We start from the raw sequence: 12,857 nt of genomic DNA, 5'->3' as shown, positions 1-12,857 counted from the left end.
GGGGAATGCCATGCTGAACCTTGCCGAATACCGCCAGCGGCCCGCATTGCTGGCCGACTGGCTGCCCTGGGCCGGGCTGGTTGCGCCGGGCGTCGTGCTGAACAAGGATGGCTCGTTCCAGCGCACGGCGCGCTTTCGTGGCCCCGACCTCGACAGTGCCACGCAGGGCGAGCTGATCTCTACGTCAGCACGATTGAACAACGCGTTGCGCAGGCTGGGTTCGGGCTGGGCCTTGTTCATCGAAGCCGAGCGCCGGCCCGCCGCCAACTACCCGCACTCGGAGTTTCCCGAGCCGCTGTCGTGGCTGGTAGACGAGGAACGCCGCGCCGCCTTCCAGGACTCGGGCAACCACTTCGAGAGCGGCTACCACCTGACGCTGATGTATCTGCCGCCCGAGGAGGCACGCGCCCGCGCGGCGGGCCTGCTCTACGAGAACCGTCCGACCGAAGGCGTGGACTGGCGCGAGCGCCTGACGGCCTTCGTCGCGGAAACGGATCGCATCTTTGACCTGCTCGATGGCGTGATGCCGGAGATCGCGTGGCTCGATGACAGCCAGACGCTGACCTACCTGCACTCGACCATCTCCACGCGGTGCTATCGCGTCGGTGTGCCGGAAGTGCCATTCCATCTCGATGCGCTGCTGGCCGATTCCGCGCTCATTGGCGGGCTGGCGCCCATGCTGGGCGATCAGCACCTGCGCGTGGCGACGGTGCGCGGCTTCCCGACCTCGACCTGGCCGGGGATTCTGGATGACCTCAACCGCCTCGGCTTTGCGTATCGCTGGTCAACCCGGTTCCTGTGCCTCGACAAAGCCGATGCGGAAAAGGAGCTTTCCCGCCTGCGCCGCCAATGGTTCGCCAAGCGCAAGAACGTCATCGCATTGCTGCGCGAAACCATCTTCCAGCAGGAAACCCCGCTGGTCGATACCGACGCGAGCAAAAAATCGGCGGATGCCGATGCGGCGTTGCAGGAGCTGGGCAGCGACCAAGTGGCCTTCGGCTATGTCACCACCACGGTGACGGTGCTCGATGCCGACCCGGCGAAGGCCGATGAGAAGCTGCGCATGGTGGAACGCGTCATCCAGGGGCGCGGCTTTGTGACGATCCCCGAAACGCTCAATGCCGTGGATGCCTGGCTATCGTCGATTCCGGGGCACGCCTACGCGAACGTGCGCCAGCCCATCATCTCGACGCTGAATCTGGCACATCTGATGCCGGTGTCCGCCGTATGGGCCGGGCCGGAGAAGAACGACCACCTCGACGGCCCGCCGCTGATCGTCACGCGCACCGAGGGGGCAACGCCGTTCCGGCTGGTGACGCACATTGGCGACGTGGGCCATACCTTGGTGGCCGGCCCCACGGGCATGGGCAAGTCGGTCTTGCTCGCCACCTTGGCGATGCAGTTCCGTCGTTATCGCGGCTCGCGCATCTTCGCCTTCGACATGGGGCGCTCGATGCGCGCCACCATCCTGGGCCTGGGCGGCGAGCACTACGACCTGGGCACGGATGGAGAAATTGCCTTCCAGCCGCTCGCCCGCATCGACCGCGAGGGCTATCGCACCTGGGCGGCCGAATGGCTCGAAGGCCGCTTGCGGCATGAGGGTGTCGCGGTCGGCCCCGACGAGAAGGTGGCCATCTGGTCGGCACTCGGCAGTCTCGCCGGTGCTCCGCTGGAGCAGCGCACGATGACCGGGCTTTCCGTCTTGCTGCAATCGAACGCACTGCGGCAAGCGCTGGCGCCCTATGTGCTAGGTGGCGCACACGGCAAGTTGCTGGATGCGGATTCGGATCGCCTGGGCGCTGGTTCCGTGCAGTGCTTCGAGATGGAGGAACTGATGCACAGCAAGGCCGCTGTCATGGCCGTGCTGCATTACCTCTTTGCGCGCTTCGATGAACGCTTTGACGGTGCGCCGACGCTGCTGATCCTCGACGAAGCGTGGCTGTTTCTCGATGACCCGGTGTTTGCGGCGCACATCCGCCAGTGGCTCAAGACGCTCAGGAAGAAGAACGTCAGCGTCATCTTTGCCACGCAGAGCCTGGCGGACATCAAGGATTCGAGCATCGCGCCGGCCATCATCGAGAGCTGCGCGAGCCGCATCTTCCTGCCCAACCCGCAGGCGACCGAGCCGCAGATTCGCACGATCTACGAAGGCTTCGGGCTCAACAGCCGCCAGATCGAGATCGTGGCGACTGCACAGCCCAAGCGGGACTACTACTACCAGTCGCGTCTCGGCAATCGCCTGTTCGACCTCGACCTGGGCGCCGCGACCTTGGCCTTCGCGGGTGCGTCCACGCCGCAAGACCAGCGCGACATCGACGCGGTGCTCGCTGCCGCCACCACCTCCACATCTTCCGCTTCCACCCCGTTCGCGGCCACCTGGCTGCGCCATCGCGGCCTGCATTGGGCCGCCGAACTGCTGTCCTCGTTTCCTTCCCACCCGCAGGAGAACTCACCATGAAAACCCGCATCCTTCCCGCCGCAATCGCCGCCGTCCTGACCGGCTCCCTGATGTTCGCCCAGCCCGCGGCGGCCCTCATCGTGTTCGATCCGTCCAACTTCGTGCAGAACATGCTGACGGCCATCCAGACGCTGCAGCAGCTCTACAACCAGATCAAGCAGTTGCAGAACGAGGCCAAGATGTTGGAGAACCAGGCGCGCAACCTGGCGAGCTTGCCATCCAGCGTGGTCGGTCAGTTGCGCGCCAACCTGGCGTTGACCCAGCGGCTGATCGACCAGGCCAAGGGCCTGGCCTACGACGTGACGAACATGGACAAGGAGTTCAAGCGCCTGTATCCCGAGCAGTACGCTGCCACCGTGAGCGGCGACCAGATGTACCGGGACACGCAGGAACGCTGGAAGAACACGCTCACCAGCCTGCAGACCGCGATGCAGATGCAGGCCCAGGCCTCGCAGAACCTCAAGGATGACGAGGCCGTGCTGGCTGACCTCGTGGGTAAGAGCCAATCGGCCGTGGGCGCGCTGCAAGCGATGCAGGCCATGAACCAGTTGCTGGCCCTGCAGGCCAAGCAGTCGATCCAGACGCAACGCTTGCAGCTCACGCAGGATCGCGCCGTATCGCTGGAGCAGGCGCGGCAGGCCGCGGCCACGGAGCGCGGGCGCGAAATCACGCGGCGCTTTCTGGGCTCTGGAACGCCATACACGCCGCACCCCGTCGATTTCTACAACCGCTGACGGGGCCGGGCCATGAACGACGTATCGGTCATCGACCGCTTTCTCGATGTTTTCTCGCGCTACATCGACTCGGGCTTTGGGCTGCTGCAGGGCGAGGTGGCGTTTCTGACAGCCACGCTGATCGTCATCGACATGACGCTCGCCGGACTGTTCTGGGCGATGGGCCATGCCAGCGGCCAGGGCGAGGACGTGATCGCCAAGCTGATCCGCAAGGTGCTCTATGTGGGCGCCTTCGCCTACATCATCGGCAACTTCAACATGCTCGCGGGCGTGGTGTTTCGCTCTTTCGCGGGGCTGGGCCTGACGGCCAGCGGTTCCAGCGTGAGCATGGGCAACTTCCTGCAGCCGGGGCGGCTGGCCAAGACCGGCATCGACGCGGCGGCCCCCATCCTGGAGCAGATCAAGCAGATGGCGGGCTTCCCGGAGGTGTTCGTCAACATCACCTCCATCGTGGTGCTGTTCCTCGCGTGGGGCATCGTCCTCCTGTGCTTCTTCGTGCTGGCGGTGCAGCTCTTCGTGACGCTGATCGAGTTCAAGCTGACCACGCTCGCGGGCTTCGTGTTGGTGCCGTTCGCCCTCTGGAACAAGACGGCGTTCCTGGCCGAGAAGGTGCTGGGCAATGTGGTGTCTTCGGGCATCAAGGTGCTGGTGCTCGCGGTCATCGTGGGGATCGGCACCGGGCTGTTTGCCGAGTTCAGGATTCCCGCAGGTGCCGAGCCCTCCATCGACCAGGCGCTGGTCATCATGCTGGCTTCGCTGTCCATGCTGGCCCTGGGCATCTTCGGGCCGGGCATTGCCACCGGGCTGGTGTCCGGCGGGCCACAGCTTGGAGCCGGTGCGATGGCCGGAGCAACGCTGGGGGCCGCAGGCGCTGCCATTGGCGTCGGGGCTGCGGCTGCTGGCGTCGGCAGCGCCGTGGCTGCAGGGGCGCGGATGGCACCTGGTGCAGCCCGCCTTGCGGCCGGCGGCGCGCGCGGCGCCAAGGCGGCTTTCGATGCTGGCTCTACGGCCGCAGGCAGTGGCATCCAAGGCGCTGCCGCTGGCGCGGGCAACGTGGCCAAGACCGCCGGGCAAAAGGTAGCCGACGGCGCACGCTCGATGAAGGAGCGCGTGGCAGCGGCCTTCCGGCCGGATGAGGCGCCGGCATCTGGCGCTGATGCCGCAGATGCGCCTCCATCCAACGAACAGCCTGCCTGGGCCAAGCGCCTGCACCGCAGGCAGCAGCTCACCCATGCCGCGACCACGGCCGCCCACACGCTGCGCGGCGGCGACGGCGGAAGCTCCAGCCAGGGGCCAAGCCTTCGTGATTCCGATTCATAAGGAGAACTCCCATGCGATTCAAACGACCGCAGGTGCGCTACGCCGATACGCCGCAGCCTGCCACCCCGTACCAATCCGCCGCCCAGGTCTGGGACGACCGCATCGGCTCGGCCCGCGTGCAGGCGAAGAACTGGCGGCTTATGGCCTTCGGCTGCCTCACGCTGGCGGTGCTGATGGCCGGCGGCCTGGTCTGGCGCTCGGCGCAGTCCATCGTCACGCCCTACGTGATCGAGGTGGACAACGCGGGCCAGGTGCGCGCTGTCGGCGAAGCCGCCACGCCGTACCAGCCCAGCGATGCGCAGATTGCTTACCACCTGGGCCGCTTCATCGGCCTGGTGCGCTCGCTGTCCATCGACCCCATCGTGGTGCGGCAGAACTGGCTCGATGCCTATGACTACACCACGGACAAGGGCGCCGTGGTGCTCAATGAGTACGCGCGGGTGGCTGATCCGTTCTCGCGCATCGGCAAGGAGTCGGTGACGGTGCAGGTGTCCAGCGTGACCCGCGCCAGCGACCAGTCCTTCAACGTGCGCTGGACCGAGACGCGCTTCGTCAACGGCGCGCTGGATCGCACCGAGCGCTGGAACGCGGTGATCTCCACGGTGCTGCAGACCCCGCGCACGGAGCAGCGCGTGCGCAAGAACCCGCTGGGTATCTACGTCAACGGGCTGGCGTGGAGCCGCGAGCTGGAAGGAAACGAAGGAGCAAAACCATGAATGGACATTTCCGTAAACCCGCCTTGCCTGTGATCCTACTGGCATCCACCGTTTTGTTCTCGGGCTGCGCCACGCAGGGGACTCCGCCGCCATCCATCTCGTTGGATGGGCCGGTGCAGGCCCAGCCGCTGCCCGAGGCGCCGAAGCCCGTGGAGGTCGTGACCGTGCCCGAGGTGCTGGCACTGCCTGGACAGATGAAGCCGCTGGCCGGTGATGCCAAGGCCACACTGGAATCGCCCGACGAGAAGGTGCGCGTGACCCGTGCGAACACGGAGGCCCGTGTTGCGCCCACACGCGAGGGCTATGTGAACGCCATCCAGGTCTGGCCGTTCACTGATGGCGCGCTGTACCAGGTCTATGCGGCCGTGGGTCGCGTGACCGTGATCGCGCTCCAGCCGGGCGAGGAACTGGTGACGGTGGCTGCCGGTGACACGGTGCGCTGGATCGTGGGCGACACATCGAGCGGCAGCGGCGATGCGCTGCGCGTCAATGTGATGGTCAAGCCCATCCGCTCGGGCCTCAAGACCAATTTGGTCATCACGACCAGTCGGCGCACCTACCTGCTAGAACTGACTTCGACCGAGAAGACATGGATGGCTTCGGTGTCCTGGGAATACCCCAAGGACAGGATGCTGGCCCTGCAGCGCCAGGCACAAGCGGCCAGCGCCGCCGCGCCGGTCGATGCCGGGCTGTCGCTGGAGAAGATCCGTTTCCGCTACGCGGTCAGCGGCAGCAATCCGCCGTGGAAGCCGTTGCGGGCCTTTGACGATGGCGAGAAGGTCTATATCCAGTTTCCGGCGGGCATCGCTCAAGGCGAGCTACCGCCAATGTTCGTGATCGGCGCGCAAGGCGACGGACAACTGGTGAACTACCGCTTCCGCTCGCCGTACTACATCGTGGATCGGCTGTTTGGTGCGGCCGAGCTGCGCCTGGGTGGCGATAAGGGCGCCGTGGTGCGAATTGAGCGCACCGATGGCGTGGCACGGAGGAATTGAGCATGAGCCAAGACAACACCCCCGACCATGCCACTTCTCAGGGGGGCAAGGCGGCGCCCGAAGCGATGGCGTTGCGCGCCCAGCCGCGCCCGGTCACGCGCCTGAACCGGCGCACGCTGGCCATGCTCACCGGCGGCCTGTCGGTCGCCGTGCTCGGGGCCACGATCTGGGCCCTGCAGCCGCACCGGCGCGGCGCAGGCTGGCAGAACGAGCTGTACAACGTGGATCGGGTCTCAAAGTCCGAAGGGCTGGATGGGTTGCCGTCCGATTACTCGAAACTGCCGAAGGCGCCCGAGCTGGGGCCGCCGCTGCCGGGCGACCTGGGGCCGGCCATCGTGGCGGCGCAGCAGCCCACCTACATGCCGCCGGGACATGATCCCAACGACGCCTTGCGCAAGGAGGCCGAAGCGGCGGCGGCTTCGGCGGTGTTCTTCCGCTCGGGAAAGCCGGGCCAAGCCGCTGGCGCTGTCGCGCAGGCGGCGCCCGGAGCACCCGGCATGGCCAACGCCTTGGCAGGGTTCGATCCGCTGGCGGCCGGTCCGGCCTCGACGGCGGCCCAGCCCAGTGATCCCACCACCGTGCAGAACCGGCAAGACCAGAAAGAGGCGTTCCTGAAAGGCGGCTCCAAGGAGACTCGCAATTCCGGCAATCTCCAAATGCCAGCCTCGCCGTACCAGGTGATGGCCGGGACGGTGATCGCAGCGGCGCTGGTCACAGGCATCAAGTCCGACCTGCCGGGCGATGTGATCGCCACGGTGACGGAGCCGGTCTATGACACGGCTACGGGCAGGTTCCTGCTGATTCCGCAGGGCTCGCGCATTTTGGGCAAATACAACAGCCAGGTGAGCTTCGGGCAGAGCCGGGTGCAGATGGTGTGGAACCGGATCATCTTGCCAGACACATCCTCGCTGACGCTCGACAACCTTGTCGGCACCGATCCTGCGGGCTACGCAGGGTTGGAGGATGAAGTGGATCAGCATTGGGGCCGCATCTTTGCCGGGGCGGCGCTGACCACGCTGCTGGGTATCGGCGCCGAGTTGGCCGCGCCGGAGAATCGGCAGAACGGCAACCGCATCGTCATTGCCGGGCGCGATGGTCTGCAGGACAGTGTGAACCAAGTGGGGCAGGAGATGACCCGGCGCAACATGAACATCCAGCCGACGCTGACAGCGCGGCCGGGGTTGCCGGTGCGGATCATCGTGGCAAGGGATTTACAGGTTCGACCTTACCAGCCGCTCTTTCTTCAGCGTGGAGGTGCCCGATGAACATGGCCAGAAAACTCCGGCTTGGGCCGCTGCCATCGACCAGCAGCACCAAGCTGACATTCGCTTGTCCAGCCAGCCTGAAAATGGATCTAGACCGGTACGCCGCTCTTCATGCGCAGACCTATGGCGAAGCGGTCGATGCGGCCACGCTGATCCCGCACATGCTCGAAGCCTTCATGGCGGGGGATCGGGGATTCAAGCGGGGTGGCAAGGCCAAGGCCGTCGCCACCCCGAAGTCAGGATGACGATGCTCCGACATAGATTTAATGAAGAACGCGCGGCTCCAGGCCGTGCGTTCTTCGTTTGGGAAGCCGGTAATATGGGAGTTCAGGTCGGTTGCCGACGCTGCACTCCGTGTCCGATGTAGCGCGATCCGGCTTTCTCTCCCAACGCTCTCATGTGGCACCTAGCCCACACCGCCGAGGTGCCATCGGGTGGCACGATACAGAGCTAACTTGCTGTCTCGTATAAGGTTTCAGGCCAAATGGGATGCCTTGAAAATACTTGACACCGAACATTTTTTATTGCCCGCTCGGTTTGGCACGTACGTGTACCGCCGATCCCCCGCAATTGCCCGCCGTAGTCGTAATCGACAGAGGCCGCTCGGCATTTTCCACGGTTCAACCGACACGGGTTTCGCGGTTTTCGCGTCGTTCGTAGCAAGGTTTTAAGGTTTTAATAGGTTTACTGTATGTATACATAGTAGTAGTTAACAAAGGCAGTCCAATCCTGTGGATAACCACAGTTAACGCCTTGTAAACAGGAAGTTGCCCGAATGAGAACTGGATGGAAAGACAGCGGGTATCCCGAGAACAACTCGGAACAGTTTTCACCCCCTGTGGAAAGATTCGCGAGTTATCCCGATCCCATGCACATCCAGTCCGATAGGTTATCCAGAAAGTTATCCACAGGCGCCTAAATATTGTGCAACGGACCCCTGAAAACACGGTTTTGTGGATAATTTTGACGTTCTTACGTAGCGCAGCCGGTTCGCGGCTACAATCTCGCCACTCTTATTTGTGACCTACTGTGCGTGGTGTAAGAAGTGAATGACGTTGGTTTTGCTGGCGGTAACGAGCGAAATCGCCGGTACTGTCAAATCCTCCATTTCGCGTATCCCAAAGCTGTTGCCTGCGGATACGCCGATCCGTTCTTCCCCCACTTTTTTGAGGCACTTCGCCCCCGTCGTTTGGCGACCGTTGGTCGTGTTTCAAATAATTTGCGTCGTGTCCGAAATGCGGGACGAGCGGGGGGAGGCGTGCGCAACGCACCAGACTGAGTATGGAATGTCTCGAAAATCGAGATGTTTGATCACCCGTCACAGCGCTGACCCGAGACCGGCTAGCGGAATCGCTACGGTCTGCGAGCCATGACAGGTGCGGCTTTGGGGCGATGCGTGGCGATGATGCGGGGTGCGACGAGCTTGAAAAATCGGCCGAGCGTGACACCTGTTCAGCGGACGGTGTAATTCGCATGGGATGCGAAATATTTTTCCCGATACGACGCTTTGCATCGGGGGTGCGCAGGACACCAATATTTTGTAAACATCGTGAGTAGGATTTGGGAGATCAGTACAAGAACTGATACGCCAAAATGAAACTCAGAACACACAATGCAATGGTGGTGGGGCGGCATGTTCAACAGCGACTTGCCGTCGCGTATCGACACGGAAGTGGCTTAGGGTTTCCCCCGGGCGGGGCGCCAACATGGATGAAAGGCAATGATGAGACGTGTGATGCACCGCCTGTGAGTTTATTTGACAAGCTGTTTTACTGACGTATAGTTTTTAGAAATCCTAACGAAAATCATGGCTACTCCGACCCCACTAGATGAAGCGCTCTCCAAGCGCGTGACAGCAGGTTTGTTGCGCATGGGAACCGCGTTACGGAGCCACGCCTGGGAAGGCGCGGCAATGGCTGGATTGACGCCGACGCAGGGCGAGATTCTGACGCTCCTGCTCACGCGCGGCGTGCCGATGCGATTGGGCGAGATTGCGGAGGATGCCGCACTCACATCGGCCACGGTCAGCGAGGCCGTGAGCACCCTGGAGAACAAGGGCCTTGTCGAGAAGCGGCGCGACGCCAACGACGGCCGGGCGCTTGCCCTGCGGTTGACCGCGCGTGGCAAGACGGCGGCCAAAAAGGCGTCGCAATGGCCGAACTTCCTGAGCACGGCCTCCGAATCGCTCGGCGAGAAGGAATGCGCCCAACTTTACCGAACGCTGGTCAAGCTGATCTTCACGATGCAGGAGCGCGGCGACGTACCGCCGCAGCGCATGTGCCTGACGTGCAGTCACTTCGACGTTTCCGCACGAGGCAAAGGGCAATATCACTGCGATTACTTCAATGTGACGTATGACGACTCTCGTCTGCCCCTCGACTGCAACGCGCACGAGGACGCCGATATCGCCACGCAACGCAAGGTCTGGAAGCTATACAGCAAAGCCTGAGCAGTCGAGCGGCATTCGTCACGCACGGCCCGCACGAGCGAGGGGAGAACGTCATCCGGTAGCGGGTGACGTTTTTTTTCGTCACGGCTTGTCACGCACATGAGCGTCACGTGCCTGTACACTGCGCTTTTTTGCATCCACGAAACCTCGTCGCATAGAGATGGCAGCCAAGCGCAGAATCGAAGTCAGGAAGTCCGGCGTTCACGGTAAGGGGGTGTACGCGCTCAAGCGTCTCAAGAAGGGAGATCGCGTGATCGAGTACAAGGGCGAGATCATTTCGTGGCGCGAGGCTTTGCGCCGCCATCCCCACGATCCGGCACACCCGACGCACACCTTTTATTTCAGTCTGGAAGACGGCCGGTGCATCGATGGCAAGGTCGACGGCAACAACGCCCGCTGGATCAATCACGCATGCTCGCCCAACTGCGAAGCGCGAGAAGAGGGCGAGCAGGTCTATATCTACGCCATGCGCGACATCGAGCCCGGCGAAGAGCTTTTCTATGACTACGGGCTGGTGATCGACGCCCGCTACACTGCAAAACTCAAACGCGAGTACGCCTGCCACTGCGGCACCAAGGCGTGCCGAGGCACGCTGCTCGCGCCGAAGCGCTGAACGCGTCAGGCATCGGGCGTAACACTCGTGGCAGGCGTGTAGCGAAGGTGGGTGGGAGTTTGAGGAAGTTTGAGGAACGTGGGGCGGCATCGGTGCGGATCGGGCCGCCGCGCGTTCTGGCCGCGATACCGTCCGATGCACAGAGAAAAGGCTTGAATTCGGCTGCCTGGGCAGCGCGGCTGCGGGCCGGTCAGCTCGAGGCGCGATCGCCCGCGAACTGATCGATGGCCAGCGCCAGATCGACGTCGCGCTGGGTCAATCCGTCAGCGTCGTGTGTCGAGAGGGTGACGTCCACACGGTTGTAGACGTTGAACCACTCCGGATGATGGTTCATCTTCTCGGCTTTGAGCGCAACCTGCGCCATGAAGCCGAAGGCCTCGTTGAAATCGTGAAATATGAAGCTGCGTTGGATGGCGTCGCGTCCGACCACCTGGTGCCACTCGGGTAGCACTTCGGTCAGGCTCGCGCGTGCCTCGGATGAGAGTCGTGTTGTCATGACATTCCTTTCAAAGCGTTCAGTGCCAATCGGGCCGATGCGCGTCCACCGGCGCCAGCACGGCGTCAGTGATTGCTGCGTGCGGACTCAGGAGGGTTCTCGGCCAGGCCGAACGCAGCGCCCATGAAGCGGCAGGGTTGCCGATTCATTCAGCCTATTGTTTCACAGGCCGGCGTGACGTGTGTGTAAGCGCTGTCCCATAGCGCGAAGAGTGAATAGCGAATGCCAGTCGTCGATATGGGCAAGGGGCAGGGGGACTGGGGACAGGCCGCCGGCAATGGCAATCTTCCGGGGAAAACGACGCGACCCGGAGAGGCACCGGGCCGCAGGCTCACGCGGGCAACAGGATTTGCGTGTCTTCGGGGTGACGAACGTCGGCCTCGAATGCCTGCTGTTCGGCAAATGTCCTGAACAGCGCCGGCAGATCGGCGCGCATGGCGTCGAACAATTGGGCGAAGTCGTCGATCACGAAGTAGGTCTGCTGGAAAGTGTCGATGCGGTATTGCGTGCGCAGTACCCGTTCGAGCGAAAACCCCAGCCGATTCGGCTCGCGCGAGGTCAGGGAGAATTCTGTTTCGCCGCGGCTCGAGACGATCCCCGCGCCGTAGATGCGCAGGCCGTCGCCATCGCGCATCAGACCAAATTCGACCGTGTACCAGTACAGACGTGCAAGCAAGGGCAGCGCGCCGAGCGATTGCGCCACCTTGCCGGCTTCGCCGTAGGCCTGCATGAAGTCGGCGAACACCGGGTTCGCGAGCAGCGGCACGTGACCGAATACGTCGTGAAAGCAGTCGGGCTCCTGCAGGTAGTCGAGCTGATCGGGGCGGCGCATCCACCACGTGGCCGGGAAGCGGCGGTTGGCCAGATGGTCGAAGAACACGTCGTCCGGCACCAGTCCGGGCACGGCGACGACTTGCCAGCCGGTCGCCGCCATGAGCTTCTCGTTCAGATGCTCGAACTCGGGCACGCGACGCGCGTCCATGTCGAGGGCCCGAATGCCATCCATGAAGGCATCGCAGACGCGGCCCGGCAGCATCGCCGTCTGACGTTCATAGAGCTGCTGCCAGACCGCATGATCGACGGCGCCGTATTGGTCGACGGGCTGCTCGATCGTGAAGTCGGGCCGGGTCGTGAGACCGGCGGCGAATTGCTCCTGGAGCATGGCAGTAATGGACATGATACGAACGTCTCAATCAAGCGGTGACAATGATTGAAAGTGTAGTGCGCATGGCATGCGAAATGGGCGCATAATGCGCCTGTGGTGAAAGTCGTTTGCATAAATTTCGCATGGAAGTGCGATTTATTGCGGAGAATCTTCATGCTTGATCTGAACAGCTTCGATTTGGCCCTTCTGGACGCGTTGCAGCGGAACGGGCGTGAAACACATCACCAACTGGCCGAACACATTGCGCTCTCACCGTCGCAGATAGGCCGTCGCCTGCAACGGCTCGAAGCCGGAGGCGTTATCGAGGGGTATCGCGTGGTGCTGCGGCCCGAAGCATTGGGCCTGGCGGTGACGGCGTTCACGACATTGCGTCTGAAGCATCACGGCGATCATGTCATCGAGAAATTTCAGGCGGAAATCGATCTGCTGCCCGAAGTGCTCGAGTGCCATGCCGTCGTTGGTGAGGCCGATTACCTGCTGCGCATCGTCGTGCCGGATCTGAACGCGTTGTCGGCTTTCGTCATGAAGCGCTTGATGCAAGTGCCGGGCGTGGAGAATGTGCGCTCGAACATCGTGCTGAGCGCGTTCAAGCGCAGCAATGCGCTGCCGCTGCACTATCTGGCGAACCGGCAGTCTCCGCGCTGAA

The 12,857-nt window shown here is 63.1% G+C and carries 12 protein-coding genes; 10 read left to right on the top strand and 2 right to left on the bottom strand.

The window, feature by feature from the left end; all coding sequences use genetic code 11:
• The first annotated feature begins 10 nt into the window (after window positions 1-10).
• The 9 genes from trbE to ACE3UG_RS12870 all read left to right on the top strand — a co-directional run bounded on the left by trbE (window position 11) and on the right by ACE3UG_RS12870 (window position 10,550).
• A complete protein-coding gene (gene trbE / locus ACE3UG_RS12910) occupies window positions 11-2,458 on the top strand; it encodes a conjugal transfer protein TrbE (RefSeq protein WP_008642621.1) in 2,448 nt (815 codons plus the stop codon).
• Complete coding sequence (trbJ, locus tag ACE3UG_RS12905) at window positions 2,455-3,192, top strand: P-type conjugative transfer protein TrbJ (protein ID WP_008642622.1); 738 nt, start codon at window positions 2,455-2,457, stop codon at window positions 3,190-3,192. The genes trbE and trbJ overlap by 4 nt, the downstream gene beginning before the upstream one ends.
• A 12-nt stretch (window positions 3,193-3,204) precedes the next feature.
• On the top strand, window positions 3,205-4,512 hold the full coding sequence (gene trbL, locus ACE3UG_RS12900; RefSeq protein ID WP_034201269.1) for a P-type conjugative transfer protein TrbL: 1,308 nt from the start codon (window positions 3,205-3,207) through the stop codon (window positions 4,510-4,512).
• A gap of 11 nt (window positions 4,513-4,523) precedes the next feature.
• Window positions 4,524-5,228, top strand: coding sequence for a conjugal transfer protein TrbF (gene trbF / locus ACE3UG_RS12895; RefSeq protein WP_008640769.1), 705 nt, complete (start codon window positions 4,524-4,526; stop codon window positions 5,226-5,228).
• Window positions 5,225-6,223: a P-type conjugative transfer protein TrbG gene (gene trbG / locus ACE3UG_RS12890; RefSeq protein ID WP_008640770.1), complete on the top strand. Its 999-nt coding sequence runs from the start codon at window positions 5,225-5,227 to the stop codon at window positions 6,221-6,223. Before trbF ends, trbG begins: the two co-directional genes overlap by 4 nt.
• A 2-nt stretch (window positions 6,224-6,225) precedes the next feature.
• Window positions 6,226-7,488: a TrbI/VirB10 family protein gene (locus ACE3UG_RS12885; protein WP_034201268.1), complete on the top strand. Its 1,263-nt coding sequence runs from the start codon at window positions 6,226-6,228 to the stop codon at window positions 7,486-7,488.
• The gene (locus ACE3UG_RS12880; RefSeq protein WP_008642645.1) at window positions 7,485-7,733 is read left to right on the top strand and encodes a DUF2274 domain-containing protein; all 249 of its coding nucleotides are present in this window, start codon (window positions 7,485-7,487) and stop codon (window positions 7,731-7,733) included. The genes ACE3UG_RS12885 and ACE3UG_RS12880 overlap by 4 nt, the downstream gene beginning before the upstream one ends.
• A 1,562-nt stretch (window positions 7,734-9,295) precedes the next feature.
• Entirely contained in the window at window positions 9,296-9,937 is a 642-nt protein-coding gene (locus ACE3UG_RS12875) for a MarR family winged helix-turn-helix transcriptional regulator (RefSeq protein WP_374624478.1), read from the top strand.
• A gap of 160 nt (window positions 9,938-10,097) precedes the next feature.
• Entirely contained in the window at window positions 10,098-10,550 is a 453-nt protein-coding gene (locus ACE3UG_RS12870) for an SET domain-containing protein (protein ID WP_374624476.1), read from the top strand.
• Between the two features lie 190 nt (window positions 10,551-10,740).
• Here ACE3UG_RS12870 and ACE3UG_RS12865 read toward each other — a convergent pair whose 3' ends face one another.
• Window positions 10,741-11,046, bottom strand: a complete 306-nt coding sequence (locus ACE3UG_RS12865) for a 4a-hydroxytetrahydrobiopterin dehydratase (RefSeq protein ID WP_374624474.1) — start codon at window positions 11,044-11,046, stop codon at window positions 10,741-10,743.
• A 331-nt stretch (window positions 11,047-11,377) separates the two neighbouring features.
• The gene (phhA, locus tag ACE3UG_RS12860) at window positions 11,378-12,223 is read right to left on the bottom strand and encodes a phenylalanine 4-monooxygenase (RefSeq protein WP_374624471.1); all 846 of its coding nucleotides are present in this window, start codon (window positions 12,221-12,223) and stop codon (window positions 11,378-11,380) included.
• A 141-nt stretch (window positions 12,224-12,364) separates the two neighbouring features.
• Here phhA and ACE3UG_RS12855 point away from each other — a divergent pair, with 141 nt between their 5' ends.
• Window positions 12,365-12,856, top strand: a complete 492-nt coding sequence (locus tag ACE3UG_RS12855; RefSeq protein ID WP_374624469.1) for an Lrp/AsnC family transcriptional regulator — start codon at window positions 12,365-12,367, stop codon at window positions 12,854-12,856.
• Window position 12,857: the final 1 nt, after the last annotated feature.

This window comes from Pandoraea sp., assembly GCF_041919235.1.
Taxonomy (GTDB): domain Bacteria; phylum Pseudomonadota; class Gammaproteobacteria; order Burkholderiales; family Burkholderiaceae; genus Pandoraea.
The sequence above is the reverse complement of the archived record's forward strand: the minus strand, read 5'-3'. Positions and strand labels throughout refer to the sequence as shown.